Below are 21,003 nucleotides of genomic sequence, written 5' to 3' on the forward strand. Positions count from 1 at the left end.
ATTTCCGCCACGATAACCGACTGAAGGAGCGACACCCATGGCCACGTCCGTCAAACCGATCCCGGAAGGGATGCGCACGCTGACACCGCATCTGATCTGCGCAGGCGCCGCCGCCGCCATCGACTTCTACAAGTGTGCGTTCAACGCGACCGAACGGTTTCGCCTGCCGACCCCGGACGGCCGGCTCGCGCACGCGTGCCTCGCAATCGGCGATTCGACACTGATGCTCGTCGATGAAATGCCGGAGCACGGCGCACTCGGGCCGAAGACGCTGAACGGCACGCCGGTCTGCCTCCACCTGTTCGTACCGGACACCGATGCGGCGATCGCGCAGGCCGTCGCGGCCGGCGCGACGGTCAGGATGCCGGCCGCCGACATGTTCTGGGGAGATCGCTATGGCCAGGTGGAGGATCCGTTCGGCCATCGCTGGTCGATTGCGACCCACAAGCGCGACCTGACGCCCGAGCAGATCGCGGAAGCGATGGCGAGCGCGCCCCCCTGCGGAAGCTGACCGAACGGCGCGTATCGGACCGAACGCGGCTTGCGGCGGCGGTGCCGCGTATCGGCGAGCGGTTCATCCGTGCTCAGGCGCCGGCGGCTTTGCGGCGCTGCTTGTCGTCGTACATGTGGCGATCGGCCGATTCGAGCAGGTCGGCCACGGTGCGATGTTGCGCGGGATCGTATGCCACGTAGCCGACACTGAACCGGATCGCATAGCCGCGTGCGTCGGCCGCGTTGCGCAGCGCGAGTGCCTGCGTGACGCGCTCGATCGGCTCGCCGACGTCGGCCGGATCGCTGGCGCTCAACAGCACGACGAATTCGTCGCCGCCGAGTCGGGCGATCACGTCGCTGTCGCGCAGTGCGCCGGTCAGCGTGTCCGCGAAGGCCACGAGCGCGCGGTCGCCTTCGGCATGGCCGAAGCGGTCGTTGATCGCCTTGAAGTCGTTCAGGTCGAAGAAGAGCAGTACCGCATGCCGGCGCACGCGCTCGCACAGGCTCAGCACGTGGCGCGCGAGAATCTCGAAGCCGCGCCGGTTCGTCAGTTGGGTCAGCTCGTCGGTCGTCGCGAGATGCAGCGCCGCGATTTCGCGTTCGGTCATGTGCGCGAGATCACCGAGCAGCGCGAGTTCGTCGACGGAGAGTTCGCGTGGCCGCGTGTCGATCAGGCACAGCGTGCCGACGGGTGCGCCGTTCGGCGCGGCAAGCGGCCGGCCCGCGTAGAAGCGGATGCCGGGCTGGCCGGTGACCAGCGGATTGTCGTGGAAGCGATCGTCGTTGCGCGCGTCCTGGATCACCATCGTGTCGTCCGCGAGCAGCGCATGTGCGCAGAACGAGACGTCGCGCGAGGTCTGCGTGGCGTCGAGACCCGGATGACTCTTGAACCACTGGCGATTCTCGTCGACGAGGCTGACGAGTGCGATCGGAACGTCGAACAGCCGGCGCGCGAGGCGCGTAAGGCGGTCGAACCGTTCTTCCGGCGGCGTGTCGAGGATCGACAATGAATGAAGCGTCTCGAGCCGGGCCGCCTCGTCGACCGGTTTGGAAGCAATCTGCATTGGTTTTTGTCTCTGGTCCCGGCTGCGGAGCCGGTTATCGATCGTCTGTATGTCACTCGGCGCGTGCGCAAGCCCGTCGGCGCATTCGTGCCGATATCGCCGCGCACGCCGAACAGTATCGCGCATTCGCCATTGCGCTGCACGCCGTGTTGTGCGGAGTTGCCATGTCGATGCGACGCGAACATTTCACATGTCGTGCGTCGCTGCCGGGCATGCAATTTGATGCCCGGCGGCTCAAGCTCTTCGGCGCGATGCCGTAAACAGGGCAAGATCAATCGCTCATCCACCGCACCATGGTTCGAATTCTGTACGCGGGGTATCTCGCGTTGGCGCTGTATCTGCTCTATCCGATGGTCCAGGACACGCTGACCTTCAGTGCGGACTGTGTGCTCGGCGCGCTGCCGGGCGGGACTCGCGATCGACCGCAGCCTTCGGCCAGCGATGCGCGTGCGCATGCGAGCTGGTGTGTCGCGACCACGCAGATCGCGGAGCGATCACCCGACATCCACTGATTTCATCAACCGATTCCACCGATCGCGGCGCCGTCATGGCCGGTATGCAGGCCATTCGGCCAGATTGACCGGCGTGCTATGCGCACCGATCATCGACGACATCCCGGCGCGAATGCCCGCAACGATGCGCGTCGGCCGCGCCGCATGCGAACGGCGTCTGACGATCGCACGCGTACGAACGGTCAGTACGTCGAGCGGTACGGCGTACCCTGGTCGAAGCGGCTTTGCCAATGCGCAAGGTAGCGCGACGCGAGTTGCGGATTGTTCCAGACCACGACGACGTTTTCGGAATTGCGGCTGGCTGCCGAGGCGCTGTAGTTGAACGAGCCCGTCTCGACATGCTCGGCGTCGACCACGACATACTTGTCGTGGTGGATTGCATAGGCGTCGATCGTGCGTGTCGGAATGCCCGCGTTGGCGAGCAGGTTCAGTGCCTGCTTGCTGCTCTTCGCGCGATTGCCCTTGTCGTCCACGACGACCGCGACATTCACGCCGCGCCGTTTCGCGGCGAGCAGCGCGCGCGTGACGGGCGGCGACGTGAACGAGTAGGCTGCCACGCGAATCGAGGTGCGCGCGGCGCCGATTGCCTTCAGCACGAGCGCCTCGGCACCGCCATCGGGCGAGAACGCAGATTCGACAACCTGCGTGGCGGGCGCCTCATGTGTCGGGGCCGGCAGAAGTCGCCCGATGAAGTCGATCGCCTGCTGCAGCAGCGATTCATTTTGCGTCTTGCCGAAGGCGGCGAAGGGCGTGGCGAGCAGGGAGGCGGCGAGGCAGGCAGCGGCGAGGCGTTGGCGCGACAACATCTTGGACAGCGAATGATTTTGAGACAGCGGGCCGTGAGTGTAACGCAGACACGGCGGCGCGGTCACGCGCGGATGCGAATGCGCGACATCGTGTGACGGTCCGGCGCGGTCGACGTGATGACGTTCATCGTGCCGAGCGGTAACTGCATTGGCTCCGTGATCGTGCGGCGCTGCCATGCGGCACGACACCCGCTTCGCGCCATGCGTCAGGCATCGAGTGGTCCGGCCGCCTCGCGTGCGATCCACCCGGGCCCGGGCTCCGGCTGCACGTCGTGCGCGTCAAGCGGCTCGCCACACGCCGAGCACACCGCGACCGCGTGCATCAGCTGACCACAGGTGCGATGGCGCAATTGCACCGGCGGCCCCTGGCCGTCGTCCTTCCAGCGATCGCCCCATGTCATCAGCGCGAGCAGGGCCGGGTAGAGGTCGAGGCCTTTTTCCGTCAACCGGTACTCGAAGCGCGGTGGGCGCGCCTGATACGCGCGCTTGACGAGCACGCCTTCGTCGACGAGGCGCGCGAGCCGCTCGGCCAGGACGTGGCGCGTGAGGCCCAGTTGCGTCTGGAACGCATCGAAGCGGCGGCAGCCGAGAAACGCGTTGCGCAGGATCAGCATGGTCCACCGATCGCCGAGCACGGCGAGCGTGCGCGCGACCGAACAGTTCAGCGTGCCGATGTCATCCCATTTCATGATCGATTCTCGTGCGGCGGTTCAGCGTAAGAGCGGGGTGGATTATAGAACTTGCCTTCGGTTGCAACGGGCGGTGGTTGCGTTGACAAGCCCGGTGCGGTTGTCAATAATAAGTTCCAATTTAGAACTTACTCGCGCGGCGACGCGCTTTCAATCAGGAGACAACCCGATGAATCCGCTTTCCCTGTCCGGTCTCGAACTGCTGCGCGCGGCCGCGGCGGGCGATCTGCCGCTCGCGTCGATCTCGGAAACGATCCCGATGCGGCCGCTGGGCGTCGAGCTCGGTTACGTGAAGATGTCCGCGCGTGCGGACGGCCGGCACCTGAATCCACTCGGCGGCGTGCACGGCGGGTTCGCCGCGACGGTGCTCGACTCGGTCACGGGCTGCGCGGTGCATTCGATGCTCGATGCGGGCGTCGGTTACGGCACGGTCGACCTCCACGTGAAAATGCTGCGCCCCGTGCCGCGCGACGTCGATCTGATCGCGGAGGGGCGCGTGATTCACCTGTCGCGTTCGCTCGGCGTCGCGGAAGGCACACTGAAGACGCCGGACGACAAAATCGTCGCGCACGCATCGGCGACTTGCTTCATTCAGCGGCCGCAATGACGCGGCGGGTGGCGTCCTGATGCCAGCCCGGCCGTCCGGCATCATCGGGACCATGCACGCACACGCGAAGGCCGCCGTACCGCGAATGAGCGAGGGTCGGGCGCACATCGAAGGCGGCCTGTAAGCGAACGCATCGGCCGTCTGAAGCGCTCGCTTCAATGTGATAGCGTTCCTGCTTTCCACTGACGCGACAGGAACAGCATGGAATACCGCACACTCGGCGATTCAGGCATCGAGGTCAGCCTGATCGGTCTCGGCACGATGACGTGGGGCGAGCAGAATTCTGAACGCGACGCCCACGAGCAGATCGATTTCGCGCTCGGGCAGGGCGTCACGCTGATCGATGCCGCGGAAATGTACCCGGTGCCGCCGAAGCCCGATACCCAGGGACGCACGGAGCAGTACATCGGCACCTGGCTCGCGCAGCATCGTGCGCAGCGCGACCGGATCGTGCTCGCGACGAAGATCGCGGGCCCGGCGCGGCAGCCGCACAATCCGCGTCATATTCGCGGCGAAGGCAACCAGTTCGACCGCAAGAACCTGACCGAGGCGCTCGACGGCAGTCTCAAGCGCCTGCAGACCGACTATGTCGACCTGTATCAACTCCACTGGCCCGATCGCAGCACGACGACGTTCGGCCGCCCCGCGTATCCGTGGGTCGACGATGCGTACACGGTGCCGATCGAGGAAACGCTGGGCGTGCTCGCGGAATTCGTGAAGGCCGGCAAGGTCCGCGCGATCGGCGTGTCGAACGAAACGCCGTGGGGCGTCGCGCAGTTCCTGCGCGCGGCGGAGAAGCTCGATTTGCCGCGCATCGCCAGCATCCAGAATCCGTACAGCCTGCTGAACCGCACGTTCGAGAACGGCCTGTCCGAGTTCACGCATCGCGATGGCGTCGGCCTGCTCGCGTATTCGCCGCTCGCGTTCGGCTGGCTGTCCGGTAAGTACGAGAACGGCGCGCGTCCGGCCGGCGCGCGGATCACGCTGTTCGAGCGTTTCCAGCGTTACAGCAAGCCGCAGGCCGTCGAGGCGACGTCGCGCTACGTCGCGCTCGCGAAACGACACGGGCTGTCGCCCGCGCAGCTGGCGCTCGCGTTCGTCAACAGCCGGCCGTTCGTGCGCAGCAACCTGGTGGGCGCGACGTCGCTGGCGCAACTGAAGGAGAACATCGGCAGCATCGACGTGACGTTGTCCGACGAGATCCTCGCCGAGATCGACGCGCTGCACGAACTGCAGCCGAACCCGGCGCCGTAAACGGCGAGCGGCCCGCGCGGCACGGCGCCGCGACGGACCGCGTCCGACGCGCATTGCCGCGCCGCGGTTTCCTTCGTGAGCGCGTTCAGCGCATCCCGAGCCGCGCGCGCGCGACCATCAGTGCGACGAGACTCAGCACCGCGCAACCCATCAGGTACAGCGCCGGCGACAGCCGGTTGCCGGTTGCGCTGATCAGCCACGTGATCACGAACGGCGCGAAGCCGCCGAACAGCGTGACGCCCGTGTTGTAGCTGACGGCGAGGCCGGTCGCGCGGGTCTGCGACGGAAACAGTTCGGCCATCAGCGCCGGCAGCGCGCCGCAGTACGTCGCCTTCAGCAGCCCGATCCAGATCAGCGCCGCGAGCATCGTCGCGAACGACGCGTGATGCGTGAGCCACACGAACGTCGGCCATACGGTGGCGAGCATCAGCATGGCTGCCGCGGCCATCACGCGGATCCGCCCGGTGCGATCGGACAGATGGCCGACCAGCGGCGTGACGAGCGTCAGCACGAAGCCGGTCGCGAGCGTCGCCGCGAAGCCCGTCGACGCGGGCAGTCCGAGCTGTTTGATCGCATACGTCGGCATGTACAGCACCATGTAGTTGATCGCGGTCGAGATCACGAGCACCCCGATCGACAGCAGCACGCGCATCTTCTGGTCCGCGAACAGCTCGCGCACGGGTGCTTCGGAGCGCGCCTGCGTTTTGAACTCGATCCCCTCGTCGACGTAGCGGCGGATGTAGAGCCCCACCGGGCCGATCGCGAGACCGAAGAGGAACGGCACGCGCCACCCCCAGCTTTCGAGTTGCGCGACGCTCAGCGTCGATGTCAGCAGCGCACCGAAGCCCGATGCGAGCAGCGTCGCGAGGCCCTGGCTCGCGAACTGCCAGCTCGACATGAAGCCGCGCCGCTGCGGCGCGTGTTCGACGAGGAACGCGGTCGAGCTCGCGAATTCGCCGCCGGCGGAAAAGCCCTGCATCAGCCGCGACAGCATGATCCCGAGCGGTGCGAGGATGCCGATCGATGCATAGGTCGGCATCAGCGCGATCAGCAGCGTGCCGGCCATCATCATCCCGATCGACAGCAGCAGCGACGCCTTGCGGCCCGCGCGGTCCGCGTAGGCGCCGAGCACGAAGCCGCCGATCGGCCGGATCAGGTAGGACAGTCCGAACGTGCCGAGCGTGAGCAGCAGCGACGTCGCCTCGCTCGTCGTGGGGAAGAACAGCTTGGCGATCGTCACCGCGAAAAAGCCGTAGACGATCAGGTCGAACCATTCGAGCGCATTGCCGATCGATGCGGCGAAGATGATGCGCCGGATCTTCGCGGCGCTGGGTCGCGCGGCGTCCTGCGAGGTCAGGGTGGTCGTATTCATCGTGTGAGCAGGTCCCGAGAAAGGGGCAAAGCGCGTTACAGGGCGGCGCCGGCCGCGGCGGGTGCCGCGTGGCGAACAGGCGGCGCGGCCTCGCCGAGATCCCAGAAGAGGCCGGCCATCATCTGCAGTCCCTCGCGCACGACGCTCGCGAGCAAGTGCTCGTCGGGCGCGTGCTGCGAGCACGCCGGATACGAGTGCGGCACCCACAGCGTCGGCAGCCCCAGCGTATCGGCGAATACTTCGTTTGGCAGCGTGCCGCCGAGGTTCGGCAGGATCGCGGGCTTCTTGCCGGTCGTGCGCGCGAGCGACGCGACAGCCCAACGGACCCACGGATCGTCCGGCGGCAGGCGCGTCGCCGGCGCGCCACGTTCGACGTCGATCTCGATGTCGCTGAAGCCGTGCGCATCGAGATGCGCGCGCAGGTGCGCATGCAGCGCTTGCCAGTCAGTGCCGACCACGAAACGCAACTGGCAGTGCGCGAATGCGACGGGCGGAATCGCATTGACCGGATGGTCGGGATTGCCGGCCTTGAACGCGAGAATTTCGAACGTGTTCCAGCCGAACACGCGCTCGGCGGCGGAGAGGCCCGGCTCGCCCCAGTCGGCGTCGAGCGCCGGATCGCCGGGACCGCCGCCGACGGACAGGTCGGCGAGCGCGGCGCGCACGGCGGCCGGGATCGGCGGCGGGCGCAGCCCGGCGACACGGATCGCGCCGCGCGCGTCGACGAGGCTCGCGAGCGCATTCGCGAGCACGGTCGCCGGGTTGCGCAGCAGGCCGCCCCAGTTGCCCGAGTGATGGCCGCCGTCGCGTGCGCGCAGGCTGAGCTTGAAGTTGACGGAGCCGCGCGAGCCGAGGAACACGGTCGGACGTTCGGCGGTGACGCGCGGTCCGTCGGACGCGATCAGCACGTCGGCCGCGAGCGCGTCGCGCTCCTGGCGGCACAGCGCGTCGAGGCCCGGAGACCCCGTTTCCTCGCCCATCTCGATCAGCAGCTTCGCGTTGAAGCCGAGCCGGCCGCCCCGCGCGTCGAGCACGCTCGCCAGCGCGGCCAGGTTGATCGTGTGCTGACCCTTGTTGTCGGCACTGCCGCGGCCGTACCAGCGATCGCCGTCGACGGTCAACGTCCACGGCGACAGCGGCGCGCGCCATTGCGCGTCGTAGCCGCGCACGACGTCGCCGTGACCATAGACGAGCACGGTCGGCAGCGCGTCGTCCTCGTGGCGCGACGCCAGCAGGAACGGGCCGCCGCCGTCGACGGGGTTCTCGACGATGCGCGACGTGAAACCCAGACGCGTGGCCTCCGGCGCGATCTCGTCGGTCAGGTAGGCGCGCAGCGCGGCGCTCGAGCTGCTGTCCTGGCTTTCGGTGCGCAGGCCGACGCGGCGGCTCAGGGTCGCGAAGACCGCGCCCGATTCGAACTGGTTCAGCGCGTGCTGGATGGCGGCGGTACGGCTCAAGACGTGTCTCCTGTATCGGTTTTCCGGCGGGCGCGGCGCGCAGGGCCGGGAGTGCGATCGATTCTAGAAAGCCGTTTTTTTTGTCACAATGATCGAATTTCGAACATTTCTTTGCCGAAAAGGCAAAGCGGAGCGGCCTGGACGACGGGCCCGGGGACAGAACGATGGCGGTTTTCCTGCATGGGCTTGCGTTGCGGTATTTCGTCGAAGTCGCGCGCACCGGGTCGATCAGCGACGCATCCACGAGGCTGCACGTGGCCGTCTCGGCGATCAGCCGGCAGATCGCGAAGCTCGAGAGCGAGCTCGGCGCGCCGCTGTTCGAGCGCCGGCCGCGCGGGATGGCGTTGTCGGAGGCCGGCGAACGGCTGCTGGGCTTCGCGCAGCGTAGCCTGCTGGAGGCCGAGCATGTGATGAAGGAAATCGGCGGGCTGGAGGCGCTGCACGGCAGCCTGTTGAAGGTCGCCTGCTCGGAGGGGTTCGCGATCGATTTCCTGCCAGGCGTGCTGGCAAGCTTCAAGGCGCGCCACCCGGGCGTCGATTTCTCGGTGTGGGTCGTGTCGCCGGCGGAGGCGACACGGCGCGTGCGCGACGGCGATGCAGACATCGGGCTGACGTTCAGCCTCGCGCCGGAGCAGGGCGTGCGCGTCGAACACACGGAGCGTGCGCCGGTCTTCGCGCTCGTGCGGCGCGACCATCCGCTCGCGGCGCGCGATTCGGTGTCGCTCGCCGATGTCGCGCGGCACCCGCATGTGCTGCCCGAGGCCGGCACGACGGTGCGCCAGCTGATCGACATCGCGTGCGTGCTCGACGGGCTCATGCTCGAGCCGGAACTGACCAGCAACAACACCGCGGTGATGTATCGCTACGCGCAGCGTACCGGCGCGGTGATGTTCACGGGGCTGCTGTCGGTGCGGGACCGTTTCGACGCGGACGGCTTCGTCGCCGTGCCCGTCACGAATCCCCAGTTGCGTGAGCGCAGCATCCAGGTGCAGACGATGGCGGGGCGCGATCTTCCCGCGTCGGTGCGCGCGTTTCGCGACCATCTGATCGACGTGATGAGCAGCGCATCGCCCCCGCCGGTTGCCGTGCGCGGCCCGAGACGCCCGGGCATGAGATAATCGCGAATCCGCCTTCCATTCCCGTGCGGCTCGCCGAGCCGCATCGCCCCTGTTCGACGCCAAATTGAAGAACCTGATTGTCACCCTCGATCGCGCTGGCGAGTTCGACGAGATCATCGACGTGCGCACGCCGCTCGAGTTCGCCGAGGACCATATTCCCGGCGCGATGAACGCGCCCGTGCTCAGCAACGAGGAGCGCGTGATCGTCGGCACGATGTACCGTCAGGTGTCGCCGTACGAAGCGACGCGCGTCGGCGCGGCGATGGTCGCGCGCAACATCGCGCGCCATCTCGACACCACGTTCGCCGACCGTCCGCGCAACTGGCGACCGTTGATCTACTGCTGGCGCGGCGGCAAGCGTTCGGGTTCGATGACGACCTGGTTCAACCTGATCGGCTGGCAGGCGCGCCAACTCGAGGGCGGGTACAAGGCGTACCGCCGCTCGGTGTGCGCGACGCTCGATACGTTGCCGACCCGGTTTCGCTATATCGTGCTCGTCGGTCACACGGGCTGCGGAAAGACGCGGCTCCTGAACGCGCTGCGCGACGAAGGGGCACAGACGCTCGATCTCGAGGCGCTCGCGTGTCACCGTGGCTCGCTGCTCGGTGCGCTGCCGGGTGTGCCGCAGCCGACGCAGAAGTCCTTCGATTCGGGGCTCGTCGGTACGCTCGAGCGTTTCGACCCCGCTTGGCCCGTGTTCGTCGAATCGGAAAGCCGCAAGATCGGGCTCGTGCAGCTGCCGCTCGCGTTGCTGGACGCGTTTCGTGCGGGGCCGTGGGTGCAGGTCGAGGCGGCGCATGACGAACGTATCGCTTTCCTGCTCGAAGACTACGCCCATCTGTTCGATGAACCGGCCACGTTCAAGTCGCAGCTCGATCGACTGATCGGCCTGCATAGCCGTGAAGAGGTCGCGCGCTGGAACGCACTGATCGACGCGAACGAGCGCACCGAGCTGTTCCGTACGCTGATCGACAAGCATTACGATCCTGCGTATGCACGCACCTATCGTTCGTCGTACGACAAACCGAACCGCGTGCTGACGTTCACGTTCCGGCCGAATGCGGCCGACGGGCGCCAGCAGGCGCGCGCGCTGCTCGACGCGCTCGCGCTGGCCGGGCTGCCGGCATCGCCCGCCGCCGGCGCGGCGGCGCGAGCCGACACCGACAACAACCCTACGACCTCCACACGATGACGACCACACGCCCTCAACCCAGTCCAGCGCTCGGCTGGATGACCTTCCTGCTGATCGCGGTCGCGGGACTGTTCTACGTGAAATGGTTCCCGTATTACAACAAGGCGTTCGTCGCCGCCGAGCATCATTCGATCGGCCAGTCGATCCTGATGGGCACGTCGGCGAGCGCTCCCGAGCCGTCGCTGAAGGCGGCGCTCGACTACGCGTGGGCGTACGGCAAGGCGATCTGGCAGGCCATGGTGCTCGGCCTGCTGCTCGGTTCGGCCGTGCAGGCGCTGCTGCCGGCGCACTGGGTTGCGCGTGCGCTCGGCCGCACGGGCTTCGGCAGCGTCGCCGCGGGCGGCCTGCTTTCGCTGCCCGGCATGATGTGCACGTGCTGCGCGGCGCCGGTCGTCGCGGGCCTGCGCGCGCGGCACGCGTCGCCGGGCGGCGCGGTCGCGTTCTGGCTCGGCAACACGGTCCTGAATCCGGCCGCGCTGGTGTTCATGGGCTTCGTGCTCGGCTGGCACTGGAGCGCGCTGCGGCTCGTGCTCGGCGTCGCGATGGTATTCGGGATCGGCTATCTGCTGAACCGTGTCGCGCGCCCCGAGGATCGCAGCGTCGACGACGCGCAACTCGCCGCGCTGGCAGCCGAGCAGGCCGCCGCGGGCAATCCGTTCGTCCGCTGGATGAAGCTGCTCGCACGCATGGCCGTGCGGCTCGTGCCCGAATACATCGTGCTCGTGCTGCTGCTAGGCGCGGCGCGCGCGTGGCTGTTCCCGCATATCGGCCCGGACATCGGCAATCATCTCGGCTGGATCATCGCGTTCGCGGTCGCGGGCACCTTGTTCGTGATCCCGACGGCCGGCGAGGTGCCGATCATCCAGGCGATGCTGTCGCTCGGCATGGGCGTCGGCCCGGCTGCCGCGCTGCTGATGACGCTGCCGCCGATCAGCGTGCCGTCGCTCGCGATGCTCGCGCGTTCGTTCAAGCCCTACATGCTGGCGATCGTCACGGGCCTCGTCGTCGTGTTCGGGATCGTGAGCGGGCTGCTCGCGATCGCGTTCGGGTTCTGACGGACACGCGGGCGGGAAGGCGAGCGGGCCTGCGCGATGGCTGCCGTGCCGCGCGCCGACCGATTCCGCCGCGCGACGGCCGTATTCATCCGGCGCCGCCGCTTCACGCGTGCGGTGCCCTTTACAAGAAGCAAACAGGAAAACGCATGACCCAACCGAAGATTCATCCTCGACTCGAAAAGGCGCTGACGCGCGGCGATCTCGCGATCCGCCAGGCCAATTCCGCGCGGGCGACTGCCGTGCTGAATGCGCTCGGCACGATGATCATCGAAGCCTCCGCCACGATCGGCGTCGAGGCCAGCATCGACATTCCGCAAGGCGACCGCATTTACGATCCGGTGAACGGCCTGTGGCCGCAGAAGATGCTGGTGTCGTTCGACGGTCCGGTCGACGAGGCCGACGCGGAAGAGCTGCGCGCGGTCTATCTCGTCGCCGACGATCCGGGAACGCAGTTCCGCGTCGAATGGCACCGCGCTGACGGCAAGCTCGGCCGCCACGAAGGCGGCCCGCTGGCGACCGTCGCATTCCTGACCGACGTCGAGATCCCGTGGAGCGACGACGACGAGTAACGTCGTCGCCATTTCATCGCAGCATCGAGCGGGCGCCGTGCGCGCCGGCCGTCAGCGCATCATCCGCCGCCGGAACAGCCACGCGGAGACCACGAATCCGCCGACCGCATAGCCGGCGAGCACCGCGAGATGCAGGCCGACGTCCGTCGCCGGCCGGCCGAGCATCGCGGGGCGGATGAGTTCGACCGCGTTCGCGAGCGGCAGCATGTGTGCCGCGTGCTGCGCGACCGGCGGCAACTGCGTGATCGGGAAGAACACCCCCGACAGCAGCAGCATCGGCGTCAGCACGAGCGTCTGATAGAACATGAAGAAGTCGTAGGACGGCGCGAGCGCGGTGACGATCATCGCCGTGCTCGCGAACGCGAGGCCGGCGAGTGCGATCACGGGCAGTGCCGCGAGCATCGACGGAAACCGCGCATAGCCGAGCAGTCCCGCGACGAGCATGATCGCGACGCCCGACAGCAGCGCCTTGCTCGCGCCCCAGACAATCTCCCCGAGCACGATGTCGCCCAGCGCGAGCGGCGTGTGCATGATCGCTTCCCAGGTGCGCTGCACGTGCATTCGCGAGAAGCCCGAATACATCGATTCGAAGCTCGCGGACATCATCACGCTCGAACTGACCGTGCCGGCCGCGAGGAACGCGATATACGACACGCCGTCGACGTGGCCGAGCATCAGGCCGAGCCCGAACCCCAGCCCGAACAGGTAGATCATCGGATCGGCGAGATTGCCGAACAGCGAGGCGAGCGCGAGCTTGCGCCACACGAGGTAGTTGCGTCGCCACACGGCAATCCAGTTGGTGGCATTCGCGGGCAGCGCGATCGCGAAGCGTGATTCGCGTGGCGGTGCGGACGGCGCGGCGGCGGAATAGTTGCGTACGTCCATGATCGATCAGTCCTGCATTTCGCGGCCCGTGAGCCGCAGGAACACGTCCTCCAGATTGGCCGGACGGTGCAGATAACGCAATCCCGTGCGACCCTTGAGTCGCGCACTGAGCGGCTCGGGATCGGTCACGTAGCAGAACAGCGTCTCGCCGCTGATCTCGGTGTGCTTCGCGAACGGCGCCAGTTCGTCGCGCAGCGCGACCGGGTCGAGCCCGTAGATCTCGATCACGTCGCAGCCGATCTCCGATTCGATCAGCGCGTGCGGCGCGCCTTCGGCGATCTTGCGGCCTTCCTCGATCACGCACAGCCGGTCGCACAGGCGCTCTGCTTCTTCCATGAAATGCGTGGTGATCAGGATCGTCTTGCCGCGGGCGAGCAGCGACCGCAACCGCTCCCACATCAGGTGCCGCGCCTGCGGATCGAGGCCCGTCGTCGGCTCGTCGAGCACCAGCACGTCGGGATCGTTGACGAGCGCGCGTGCGAGCGTCAGACGGCGCTTCATGCCGCCCGACAATTCGCCGACCTTCGCATCCGCCTTGTTTTCCAGCTTCGCGAATTCGAGCAGTGGTTGCACGAGCGCGCGTGCGGCGTGTGCCGACATGCCGAAATAGCGGCTGAACACGAGCAGGTTCTCGCGGACCGTGAAGTCGGGGTCGAGGTTGTCGAACTGCGGGACGACACCGACGCGCTGGCGCGCATGCCGTGCGCGTGACGGAACCGGCTCGCCGCAAAGTGAAATGGTGCCGGCGTCGGGATACGCGAGGCCGAGCAGCATCTTCAGCGTCGTGGTCTTGCCGGCGCCGTTCGGCCCGAGCAGGCCATAGCATTCGCCGGCCTGCACGTGGAAGGACAGATCGTTGACGACGAGCTTGTCGCCATAGCGCTTTTCGACGTTCCGGAAATCGATCGGTGCAACGGACATGGGCAGGTTGTCGTTGTAAGCGGACGCGGACGCGTTTCGCGGCCGGTCGGACGGGCATGCCGGCCGGCGAACGGATCGGGTGAATGCGTGTCACATGGGCATGACCGAGGCGAACGCGCGTCGACGGCACGGACGGGCCATTCTAGTGCATCGGCTGCGTCTCTTCAGGGCAGGCTCGCGCGACACGGTGCATGCGCGCACGGATCGTGCACCGCATCATCGCCGACGCGCCCCGCGTGGCGAATCAGCGTTTTCCATCCCTTGCGTCCGGAATTGCGGCGCACCATGATGAGTGCATAGGGTACGAAGTCGCGACAGGGAGGTCTCATGGCTAGCTACAACAAGATTCTGCTTTGCTACGACGGCACGCTCGAAGGACGCAAGGCATTGCGGTGCGGTGCCAATCTTGCGCTGGACTTGAAGGCGGAAACGCATTTGCTGTCGGTCGTCGACATGCGCTCGAGCATCGCGCAAAGCGCAGGGCTGCTGACCGACGTCGCGTGCGGCCGCTTCGAGGAAACGGCGCGCGAGATACTGCAGGAAGGCGTGAACTGGCTGCGCGAGCGCGGCGTTCAGGCCGAAGGCCATTTCGCATTCGGCTATCCGATCGACGAAATCGCGAACCTCGCGACGGAACTGAAGGCCGACCTCGTCGTCGTCGGCCATCGGTGCCGCAGCGGGTTGTCGAGATGGTGGATGGGTTCGGGCAACACACAACTGCTCGATCGCGTGAACTGCAGCATTCTGGTCGCATGTTCGTCGGCGGAAGAGCAAAAGGCCGAGATCGCACGCGAACGCGAAGCGGCCACCGCGAGCGGCAAGTGACGCAACGATTGTGTGGCCGGCCGGGTCGTATCGCGATTCGCGCCGGTCACGCGCAGTGCCGCTAGCGGCATCCACGCCGATTGCGGCCGCTCAGGCGTGCAGGTCGATCGCGGACAGCTTCCACGAAAACAAGCCGAAGCGGTGGAAGATCGCCGCATAGCGCGTGCCGTCCGCGCTGCGCTGGTAGGTCACGACAAATTCATCGATATTCCGGTAGCCGGCGCTCGTTTGCCGCGGATGGGCCGCCTCGCCGGGGCTGGCCGGTGCGGGTGCGGTGGCTGGCGCAGATGCGGCGGAGGCGGTGGCATTGCTGGCCGGTACGGGGGCGCTCGCCGGATTGACCGGCGGTGCGGCCGGTGCATTGTCGGGCGCAGCGCCTGACGGCGGGCCCGACCATTCGGGCGGTCGTTCGCCCGGATTGCCGCGCGGGGGAATGCCGCTCATCAGCGCCGCTACACCTTCCGGTGTCGCATAGGCATCGACCAGGGGGCCGATCAACGCAGATCCGATCAGCGCGCCAATCACCGCGAACGGATTGTCTTTCTTCACCGCGTCGATTCGGCGCATCAACTCTTCCGTGACCTGCTGCTTCAGGCTGATGCGCAGCGACGGAAAATCGACATACTCGCTGACCGCTTGCGCATCGCGCGCATCGATCGCCGATTTCAGGCGACCGAGCGCGACGTACGGCGATGCGTACGCATAACCGATCGCCACCAGGACGGCGATGGCCAGCACGACGATCAGCAATGGCTTGAGCCGCCACGCGCGGCCCGAAGATCCAGTCACGATGCCTCCGGTGCGGACACGTTCCGCAATCAGAGACCGCCGTGCGTGGCCGATCGTTCCTCGGCGATGCAGCGATCGATCATCCGGCACACGGCATCGATCGTCCCGACCATGATCAGGCGCGACCGGCCGTGATAGACGCGCACGGGCGCACGGCGCGCCGGTTCCGCGTGATTCAGGCCGGCGTTCAGCGAGACCCGCGCGAATGCGGGAAGTGCTGACGGCAGCAGCGACGCCTGCCGTTCAACTGCGACTTCTTGGCTCACCACGGGCGCCGCGGCGGACAGCGGCGCGCAGGGCGTGCGACCGCGCAGGTGACGCAGGCGGCCGAATTGACGGAAAGGCAGCAGACGGGAAAGGCGTTCCATGATGTTCTCCTCAGCGAGACCGATTGTCAGAGTTCGCCCGAGCGGATCAGCCCGACGGCGATGCCTTCCAGCGCGAACTCCGCGCTGCCGGCCTTGACGAAGATATTTTCGTAATCCGGGTTCTCCGCGATCAGCTCGAGGCCGCCGGGCCGGCGCATCAGGCGCTTGACCGTGACGTCGTCGCCGAGACGCGCGACGATGATCTGGCCGTCCTTCGCTTCCGTGCGCTTTTGCACGGCGAGGAGGTCGCCGTCGAGAATGCCGGCGTCGCGCATCGACAGGCCGCGCACCTTCAGCAGGTAATCGGGCTTGCTGGTGAACAGCGCGGGATCGCACGCGTAATGATGCGAGATGTGCTCCTGCGCGAGGATCGGGCTACCGGCCGCGACGCGGCCGACGAGCGGCAGCGACAGTTGCATCAGGCCGGCGTGCGGCAGCGTGAACTGGTGCGGGGCGTCGTCGATGCCGAGCAGGCGGATGCCGCGCGACGCGCCGGCGGCCAGCTCGATCACGCCCTTGCGCGCCAGCGCACGGAGGTGTTCCTCGGCCGCGTTCGGCGAGCTGAAACCCAGCTCTGCCGCAATTTCGGCGCGCGTGGGCGGGAAACCGGAGCGCTCGATCGCGCGGCGGATCAAGTCGAACACTTGCTGCTGACGGGCGGTGAGTTTGGTCATGGCTGAACTGTATGGATAGACAGTGAGCTGTATTTTTATACAGTACTTCGCGAATTTCAAGTGTTACTTGAGGTTCGACGCGATCACGCCGGTTCCGGCGCGATTTCGCGACGTCCGGACGCCGGTTTGTCTGCCGCAACCGTCCGTCCCGTCTGCGTTAGCACTTTTGAGTATTAAAAAATGAAGAACGATTATTTTTAATCATGTAACCCGTTCGTTAGACTGGCCCGACATCGCAATACCGACAACACTGGAGAACCAAGGATGGGCAAGCGCAATACGGGGCTGGTGGGCGGAGCGGGCCGCCTGATCGCAACACTCGCGCTGGGCGCGGCGGCGGCGCTGGGCGTCGCGACGCACGCCCAGGCCGATGTGACGTTCCTGAACGTGTCCTACGACCCGACGCGTGAGCTGTATCAGGACTTCAATCAGGCGTTCGGCAAGGAGTGGAAGGCGAAGACGGGCGAGACCGTCAACTTCAAGCAGTCGCACGGCGGCTCGGGCGCGCAGGCGCGCTCGGTGCTCGACGGCCTGCAGGCCGACGTCGTGACGCTTGCGCTCGCCTACGACATCGACGCGCTCGCCAACAAGGGCCTTGTCAACAAGGACTGGCAGAAGCGCCTGCCCGACAACGCCTCGCCGTACACGTCGACGATCGTGTTCTTGGTGCGCAAGGGCAATCCGAAGGGGATCAAGGACTGGGACGACCTGACCAAGCCGGGCGTCTCGATCGTCACGCCGAACCCGAAGACGTCGGGCGGCGCGCGCTGGAACTACCTGGCCGCGTGGGCGTATGCGGTGCACAAGCCGGGCGGCAACGAGCAGACGGCGAAGGAATTCGTCACGAAGCTGTACAAGAACGCGGGCGTGCTCGATTCCGGCGCGCGAGGCGCGACGACGAGCTTCGTTCAGCGCGGAATCGGCGACGTGCTGATCGCATGGGAAAACGAGGCATTCCTGTCGGTCAAGGAATTCGGTACCGACAAGTTCGAGATCGTCGTGCCGTCGGTGAGCATCCTGGCCGAGCCGCCCGTCGCGGTGGTCGACAAGGTGGTGGACAAGAAGGGCACGCGCAAGCTGGCCGACGCATACCTGAACTTCCTCTACAGCCCGCAGGGCCAGGAGATCGCGGCGCGCAACTACTACCGGCCGCGCTCGAAGAACGTGCCGGCGGAGCTGACGAAGCAGTTCCCGAAGCTGAAGCTGTACACGGTCGACGACACGTTCGGCGGCTGGACGAATGCGCAGAAGACGCATTTCGCGGACGGCGGTGTGTTCGATTCGATCTACAAGCCGCAGTAACGCGACGCAGCAAGCCATAACGACAGCGGCGCGCCACGAGAGCGCGTCGCATCCCCGACGGGCCGCCGGCGCACTGCATCGCGCCGGCGGTTTGCGTCGGACCCATGAGCAGCATCGACCCAGCAAGAGCATCCGATGACGACGTACACCTTTCGCAAGCCGAGCGCGCTGCCCGGTTTCGGCGTGACGCTCGGCATCACGGTGGCTTATTTGAGCCTCGTGGTGCTGATTCCGCTCGCCGCCACGTTCATGAAGACCGCGACGCTGTCGTGGGACCAGTTCGTCACCGCCGTCACGTCGCCGCGCGTGCTCGCGTCGTACCGGCTGACGTTCTCCGCCGCGCTCGGCGGCGCGCTGATCAACGCCGTGTTCGGCTTTCTCGTCGCGTGGGTGCTCGTGCGCTACACGTTCCCGTTCAAGCGCCTCGTCGATGCGATCGTCGACCTGCCGTTCGCGCTGCCGACGTCGGTCGCCGGCATCTCGCTTGCCGCCGTCTATGCGACCAACGGCTGGGTCGGCCAGTATCTCGCGCCGTTCGGCATCAAGATCGCGTTCACGCCGGTCGGCGTGCTGGTGGCGCTGACCTTCATCGGGCTGCCGTTCGTCGTGCGCACCGTGCAGCCGGTGCTCGAGGATTTCGAGCGCGAGCAGGAAGAGGCCGCCGCGTGCCTCGGCGCATCGCGCTGGCTGACGTTCCGCCGCGTCGTGCTGCCGGCCGTGCTGCCGGCGCTGCTCACCGGCTTCGCGCTGGCGTTCGCGCGCGCGCTCGGCGAGTACGGGTCGGTCATCTTCATCGCCGGCAATGTGCCAATGAAATCCGAGATCACGTCGCTGCTGATCATCACGAAGCTCGAGCAGTACGACTATGCGGGCGCGACCGCGCTGGCGGTCGTGATGCTGGTCGTGTCGTTCCTGATGCTGCTGCTGATCAACTCGCTGCAGTGGTATCTGCAACGCCGCACGAGCAAGGGCGCGAGCGGCCCCGCGCCGGCGACCGTCACCGTCGCAGCAGGAGGCCAGCAATGAACCAGGAGGCCACCGTCGTGCTGAAAACCCCGCCGTCGGCCGCGCAAGGCCGTGCCGCGAATCGGCTCGACCCCGTCAGCGAGCCGCGCGCCGTGCGCTGGCTGCTGATCGGCGTCGCGCTGGCGTTCCTCGCGTTCTTCCTCGTCGTGCCGCTCGCCGCGGTGTTCTTCGAGGCGCTGCGCAAGGGCGTCGGCTTCTATCTCGAATCGCTCGCCGATCCCGACGCGTGGTCGGCGATCAAGCTGACGCTGACCGTCGCCGTGATCGCGGTGCCGTTGAACCTCGTGTTCGGCGTGTGCGCATCGTGGGCGATCGCGAAGTTCGAATTCCGCGGCAAGGCGTTGCTGACCACGCTGATCGACCTGCCGTTCTCCGTGTCGCCGGTGATCTCGGGTCTCGTCTACGTGCTGCTGTTCGGCGCGCAGGGCTGGCTCGGGCCGTGGCTGCAGGATCACGACGTGCAGATCATCTTCGCGGTGCCGGGCATCGTGCTCGCGACGATCTTCGTCACGTTTCCGTTCGTCGCGCGCGAACTGATCCCGCTGATGCAGGCGCAGGGCACCGACGAGGAAGAGGCCGCGCGCGTGCTCGGCGCGTCGGGCTGGCAGATCTTCCGGCGCGTGACGCTGCCGAACGTGAAGTGGGGCCTGCTGTACGGCGTGATCCTGTGCAATGCGCGGGCGATGGGCGAATTCGGTGCGGTGTCGGTCGTGTCCGGCCACATTCGCGGCGTGACCGACACGATGCCGCTACACGTCGAGATCCTGTACAACGAATACAACTTCGCGGCAGCGTTCGCGGTGGCGTCGGTGCTGGCGTTGCTCGCGCTCGTCACGCTCGCGCTGAAGCTGCTCGCCGAACGTCACCTCGCCGCCGAACTGGCCGGCGCACGCGACGACGTTCCCGCTCATGCCGGCCCCGTCGCCGCCATTTCGTCGAAATCGTAAAGAGGCAACCAGAATGGGTATCACCGTCCGTCACCTTCAGAAGCGCTTCGGCGATTTCACCGCGCTCGACAACGTATCGCTCGACTTTCCGCCGGGCGAGCTCGTCGCGCTGCTCGGGCCGTCCGGCTGCGGCAAGACCACGCTGCTGCGCGTGATCGCGGGCCTCGAGCACGCGGACGCCGGCCAGGTCGTGCTGCAGGGGCTCGACGTCGCGTCGGTCGGCGCGCGCGATCGCCAGGTCGGCTTCGTGTTCCAGCATTACGCGCTGTTCCGCCACATGACCGTGTTCGAGAACGTCGCGTTCGGGCTGCGCGTGAAGCCGCGCCGCGAGCGGCCGTCGGAAGCCGTGATCCGCGACAAGGTGCACGAACTGCTGAAGCTCGTGCAGCTCGACTGGCTCGCGCAGCGCTATCCGTCCGAGCTGTCGGGCGGCCAGCGCCAGCGGATCGCGCTGGCCCGCGCGCTCGCGGTCGAGCCGAAGGTGTTGCTGCTCGACGAGCCGTTCGGCGCGCTTGACGCGAAGGTACGCAAGGAACTGCGCGGCTGGCTGCGTCGCCTGCACGACGACCTGCACATCTCGACGATCTTCGTCACGCACGACCAGGAGGAAGCGCTGGAGGTGGCCGACCGGATCGTCGTGCTGAACCGCGGTCACGTCGAGCAGGTCGGCAGCCCGCAGGATGTGTACGACCATCCGCAAAGCGCGTTCGTCTACGAGTTTCTCGGCGCGGCGAACCGGCTGCCGGGGACGGTCGCCGGGCGCGGCTTCGTCGCCGAGGGCGCCGCTGCGCCGATCGAGGTCGACGCCGACTTCGCGGGCCCCGCGAACGCGTACGTGCGGCCGCACGACCTGCAGCTTTGGCCGGCAGGCGAAGGGCATCGGGACGGCATCGCGGTGGACGTGCGCCGCGTGATCCCGCTCGGCGGCTCGGTGCGGGTCGAACTCGAGGCGCGCACGGGCGGCGCGCTCGAAGCGGAACTCGATCGCGATGCGTGGCGTGCGCTCGCGCTGCAGGTCGGCGACGGCGCGACGGCCGTGCCGCGCGCGGTTCGCGTATTTCCCGCACACTGACGCCCGT

23 protein-coding genes are annotated in these 21,003 nt (G+C 67.1%); 13 read left to right on the forward strand and 10 right to left on the reverse strand.

Going from position 1 to position 21,003, the window contains the following annotated elements:
• Positions 1 to 37 precede the first annotated feature (37 nt).
• Positions 38 to 511: a VOC family protein gene (locus LGM71_RS04985; protein WP_226114137.1), complete on the forward strand. Its 474-nt coding sequence runs from the start codon at positions 38 to 40 to the stop codon at positions 509 to 511.
• Between the two features lie 73 nt (positions 512 to 584).
• Here the strand turns inward: LGM71_RS04985 and LGM71_RS04990 are convergent, their stop codons facing one another.
• Positions 585 to 1,556 carry a sensor domain-containing diguanylate cyclase gene (locus LGM71_RS04990; RefSeq protein WP_226114138.1) on the reverse strand — a complete coding sequence of 324 codons (972 nt, stop codon included), beginning with the start codon at positions 1,554 to 1,556 and terminating at the stop codon, positions 585 to 587.
• 293 nt (positions 1,557 to 1,849) lie between these two features.
• Here LGM71_RS04990 and LGM71_RS04995 point away from each other — a divergent pair, with 293 nt between their 5' ends.
• On the forward strand, positions 1,850 to 2,068 hold the full coding sequence (locus tag LGM71_RS04995; protein WP_226114139.1) for a hypothetical protein: 219 nt from the start codon (positions 1,850 to 1,852) through the stop codon (positions 2,066 to 2,068).
• 182 nt (positions 2,069 to 2,250) lie between these two features.
• On the opposite strand, the gene LGM71_RS05000 is transcribed toward LGM71_RS04995, so the two are convergent.
• Positions 2,251 to 2,874: a phospholipase D family protein gene (locus LGM71_RS05000; RefSeq protein ID WP_264160329.1), complete on the reverse strand. Its 624-nt coding sequence runs from the start codon at positions 2,872 to 2,874 to the stop codon at positions 2,251 to 2,253.
• 206 nt (positions 2,875 to 3,080) lie between these two features.
• Positions 3,081 to 3,563 carry a winged helix-turn-helix transcriptional regulator gene (locus LGM71_RS05005; protein WP_059606626.1) on the reverse strand — a complete coding sequence of 161 codons (483 nt, stop codon included), beginning with the start codon at positions 3,561 to 3,563 and terminating at the stop codon, positions 3,081 to 3,083.
• A 169-nt stretch (positions 3,564 to 3,732) separates the two neighbouring features.
• On the opposite strand from LGM71_RS05005, the gene LGM71_RS05010 reads away from it, so the two are divergent.
• Positions 3,733 to 4,170 carry a PaaI family thioesterase gene (locus LGM71_RS05010; protein WP_059606628.1) on the forward strand — a complete coding sequence of 146 codons (438 nt, stop codon included), beginning with the start codon at positions 3,733 to 3,735 and terminating at the stop codon, positions 4,168 to 4,170.
• 201 nt (positions 4,171 to 4,371) lie between these two features.
• Positions 4,372 to 5,424: an NADP(H)-dependent aldo-keto reductase gene (locus LGM71_RS05015; RefSeq protein WP_226114141.1), complete on the forward strand. Its 1,053-nt coding sequence runs from the start codon at positions 4,372 to 4,374 to the stop codon at positions 5,422 to 5,424.
• Between the two features lie 85 nt (positions 5,425 to 5,509).
• On the opposite strand, the gene LGM71_RS05020 is transcribed toward LGM71_RS05015, so the two are convergent.
• Positions 5,510 to 6,796, reverse strand: a complete 1,287-nt coding sequence (locus tag LGM71_RS05020) for an MFS transporter (RefSeq protein ID WP_226114142.1) — start codon at positions 6,794 to 6,796, stop codon at positions 5,510 to 5,512.
• 35 nt (positions 6,797 to 6,831) lie between these two features.
• Positions 6,832 to 8,253 (reverse strand): M20 family metallopeptidase, encoded by a 1,422-nt coding sequence (locus LGM71_RS05025; RefSeq protein WP_226114143.1) that lies wholly within the window; start codon positions 8,251 to 8,253, stop codon positions 6,832 to 6,834.
• 164 nt (positions 8,254 to 8,417) lie between these two features.
• On the opposite strand from LGM71_RS05025, the gene LGM71_RS05030 reads away from it, so the two are divergent.
• The 4 genes from LGM71_RS05030 (at position 8,418) to LGM71_RS05045 (ending at position 12,187) form a co-directional block, all read left to right on the forward strand.
• Positions 8,418 to 9,371: a LysR family transcriptional regulator gene (locus LGM71_RS05030; protein WP_059606636.1), complete on the forward strand. Its 954-nt coding sequence runs from the start codon at positions 8,418 to 8,420 to the stop codon at positions 9,369 to 9,371.
• Between the two features lie 64 nt (positions 9,372 to 9,435).
• Positions 9,436 to 10,563, forward strand: a complete 1,128-nt coding sequence (mnmH, locus tag LGM71_RS05035; protein ID WP_226114144.1) for a tRNA 2-selenouridine(34) synthase MnmH — start codon at positions 9,436 to 9,438, stop codon at positions 10,561 to 10,563.
• Entirely contained in the window at positions 10,560 to 11,618 is a 1,059-nt protein-coding gene (locus LGM71_RS05040; protein ID WP_124626104.1) for a permease, read from the forward strand. The genes mnmH and LGM71_RS05040 overlap by 4 nt, the downstream gene beginning before the upstream one ends.
• Before the next feature lie 146 nt (positions 11,619 to 11,764).
• Positions 11,765 to 12,187 (forward strand): hypothetical protein, encoded by a 423-nt coding sequence (locus LGM71_RS05045; RefSeq protein WP_059449632.1) that lies wholly within the window; start codon positions 11,765 to 11,767, stop codon positions 12,185 to 12,187.
• A gap of 51 nt (positions 12,188 to 12,238) precedes the next feature.
• Here the strand turns inward: LGM71_RS05045 and LGM71_RS05050 are convergent, their stop codons facing one another.
• Positions 12,239 to 13,072, reverse strand: a complete 834-nt coding sequence (locus LGM71_RS05050) for an ABC transporter permease (RefSeq protein ID WP_124906100.1) — start codon at positions 13,070 to 13,072, stop codon at positions 12,239 to 12,241.
• Between the two features lie 6 nt (positions 13,073 to 13,078).
• Positions 13,079 to 13,993 carry a nodulation factor ABC transporter ATP-binding protein NodI gene (gene nodI, locus LGM71_RS05055; protein WP_059606650.1) on the reverse strand — a complete coding sequence of 305 codons (915 nt, stop codon included), beginning with the start codon at positions 13,991 to 13,993 and terminating at the stop codon, positions 13,079 to 13,081.
• 327 nt (positions 13,994 to 14,320) lie between these two features.
• Here nodI and LGM71_RS05060 point away from each other — a divergent pair, with 327 nt between their 5' ends.
• Entirely contained in the window at positions 14,321 to 14,818 is a 498-nt protein-coding gene (locus tag LGM71_RS05060; protein WP_044843612.1) for a universal stress protein, read from the forward strand.
• A 90-nt stretch (positions 14,819 to 14,908) separates the two neighbouring features.
• Here the strand turns inward: LGM71_RS05060 and LGM71_RS05065 are convergent, their stop codons facing one another.
• The 3 genes from LGM71_RS05065 to lexA are packed head-to-tail and all read right to left on the reverse strand — an operon-like array spanning position 14,909 to position 16,649.
• The gene (locus tag LGM71_RS05065) at positions 14,909 to 15,607 is read right to left on the reverse strand and encodes a DUF2939 domain-containing protein (RefSeq protein WP_175816683.1); all 699 of its coding nucleotides are present in this window, start codon (positions 15,605 to 15,607) and stop codon (positions 14,909 to 14,911) included.
• 29 nt (positions 15,608 to 15,636) lie between these two features.
• Complete coding sequence (locus tag LGM71_RS05070; protein WP_040144136.1) at positions 15,637 to 15,975, reverse strand: hypothetical protein; 339 nt, start codon at positions 15,973 to 15,975, stop codon at positions 15,637 to 15,639.
• A gap of 26 nt (positions 15,976 to 16,001) precedes the next feature.
• Positions 16,002 to 16,649, reverse strand: coding sequence for a transcriptional repressor LexA (gene lexA, locus LGM71_RS05075; protein ID WP_059606655.1), 648 nt, complete (start codon positions 16,647 to 16,649; stop codon positions 16,002 to 16,004).
• A 264-nt stretch (positions 16,650 to 16,913) separates the two neighbouring features.
• On the opposite strand from lexA, the gene LGM71_RS05080 reads away from it, so the two are divergent.
• The 4 genes from LGM71_RS05080 (at position 16,914) to LGM71_RS05095 (ending at position 20,996) form a co-directional block, all read left to right on the forward strand.
• Positions 16,914 to 17,951, forward strand: coding sequence for a sulfate ABC transporter substrate-binding protein (locus LGM71_RS05080; RefSeq protein WP_226114145.1), 1,038 nt, complete (start codon positions 16,914 to 16,916; stop codon positions 17,949 to 17,951).
• Between the two features lie 135 nt (positions 17,952 to 18,086).
• Complete coding sequence (gene cysT, locus LGM71_RS05085; protein ID WP_226114146.1) at positions 18,087 to 18,977, forward strand: sulfate ABC transporter permease subunit CysT; 891 nt, start codon at positions 18,087 to 18,089, stop codon at positions 18,975 to 18,977.
• Positions 18,974 to 19,924 (forward strand): sulfate ABC transporter permease subunit CysW, encoded by a 951-nt coding sequence (cysW, locus tag LGM71_RS05090; RefSeq protein ID WP_124906107.1) that lies wholly within the window; start codon positions 18,974 to 18,976, stop codon positions 19,922 to 19,924. Before cysT ends, cysW begins: the two co-directional genes overlap by 4 nt.
• 13 nt (positions 19,925 to 19,937) lie before the next feature.
• Positions 19,938 to 20,996 (forward strand): sulfate/molybdate ABC transporter ATP-binding protein, encoded by a 1,059-nt coding sequence (locus LGM71_RS05095; protein ID WP_059683287.1) that lies wholly within the window; start codon positions 19,938 to 19,940, stop codon positions 20,994 to 20,996.
• Positions 20,997 to 21,003: the final 7 nt, after the last annotated feature.

This window comes from Burkholderia sp. AU33545 (genome assembly GCF_020419685.1).
Taxonomy (GTDB): domain Bacteria; phylum Pseudomonadota; class Gammaproteobacteria; order Burkholderiales; family Burkholderiaceae; genus Burkholderia; species Burkholderia diffusa.

What these genes read in the sequence shown, in the direction of transcription:
- LGM71_RS04985 (WP_226114137.1), top strand. Translation starts at nt 38, where the DNA reads ATGGCCACGTCCGTCAAACCGATCCCGGAAGGGATGCGCACGCTGACA.
- LGM71_RS04990 (WP_226114138.1), bottom strand. Translation starts at nt 1,556, where the DNA reads ATGCAGATTGCTTCCAAACCGGTCGACGAGGCGGCCCGGCTCGAGACG.
- LGM71_RS04995 (WP_226114139.1), top strand. Translation starts at nt 1,850, where the DNA reads ATGGTTCGAATTCTGTACGCGGGGTATCTCGCGTTGGCGCTGTATCTG.
- LGM71_RS05000 (WP_264160329.1), bottom strand. Translation starts at nt 2,874, where the DNA reads ATGTTGTCGCGCCAACGCCTCGCCGCTGCCTGCCTCGCCGCCTCCCTG.
- LGM71_RS05005 (WP_059606626.1), bottom strand. Translation starts at nt 3,563, where the DNA reads ATGAAATGGGATGACATCGGCACGCTGAACTGTTCGGTCGCGCGCACG.
- LGM71_RS05010 (WP_059606628.1), top strand. Translation starts at nt 3,733, where the DNA reads ATGAATCCGCTTTCCCTGTCCGGTCTCGAACTGCTGCGCGCGGCCGCG.
- LGM71_RS05015 (WP_226114141.1), top strand. Translation starts at nt 4,372, where the DNA reads ATGGAATACCGCACACTCGGCGATTCAGGCATCGAGGTCAGCCTGATC.
- LGM71_RS05020 (WP_226114142.1), bottom strand. Translation starts at nt 6,796, where the DNA reads ATGAATACGACCACCCTGACCTCGCAGGACGCCGCGCGACCCAGCGCC.
- LGM71_RS05030 (WP_059606636.1), top strand. Translation starts at nt 8,418, where the DNA reads ATGGCGGTTTTCCTGCATGGGCTTGCGTTGCGGTATTTCGTCGAAGTC.
- LGM71_RS05040 (WP_124626104.1), top strand. Translation starts at nt 10,560, where the DNA reads ATGACGACCACACGCCCTCAACCCAGTCCAGCGCTCGGCTGGATGACC.
- LGM71_RS05045 (WP_059449632.1), top strand. Translation starts at nt 11,765, where the DNA reads ATGACCCAACCGAAGATTCATCCTCGACTCGAAAAGGCGCTGACGCGC.
- LGM71_RS05050 (WP_124906100.1), bottom strand. Translation starts at nt 13,072, where the DNA reads ATGGACGTACGCAACTATTCCGCCGCCGCGCCGTCCGCACCGCCACGC.
- nodI (WP_059606650.1), bottom strand. Translation starts at nt 13,993, where the DNA reads ATGTCCGTTGCACCGATCGATTTCCGGAACGTCGAAAAGCGCTATGGC.
- LGM71_RS05060 (WP_044843612.1), top strand. Translation starts at nt 14,321, where the DNA reads ATGGCTAGCTACAACAAGATTCTGCTTTGCTACGACGGCACGCTCGAA.
- LGM71_RS05070 (WP_040144136.1), bottom strand. Translation starts at nt 15,975, where the DNA reads ATGGAACGCCTTTCCCGTCTGCTGCCTTTCCGTCAATTCGGCCGCCTG.
- lexA (WP_059606655.1), bottom strand. Translation starts at nt 16,649, where the DNA reads ATGACCAAACTCACCGCCCGTCAGCAGCAAGTGTTCGACTTGATCCGC.
- LGM71_RS05080 (WP_226114145.1), top strand. Translation starts at nt 16,914, where the DNA reads ATGGGCAAGCGCAATACGGGGCTGGTGGGCGGAGCGGGCCGCCTGATC.
- cysT (WP_226114146.1), top strand. Translation starts at nt 18,087, where the DNA reads ATGACGACGTACACCTTTCGCAAGCCGAGCGCGCTGCCCGGTTTCGGC.
- cysW (WP_124906107.1), top strand. Translation starts at nt 18,974, where the DNA reads ATGAACCAGGAGGCCACCGTCGTGCTGAAAACCCCGCCGTCGGCCGCG.
- LGM71_RS05095 (WP_059683287.1), top strand. Translation starts at nt 19,938, where the DNA reads ATGGGTATCACCGTCCGTCACCTTCAGAAGCGCTTCGGCGATTTCACC.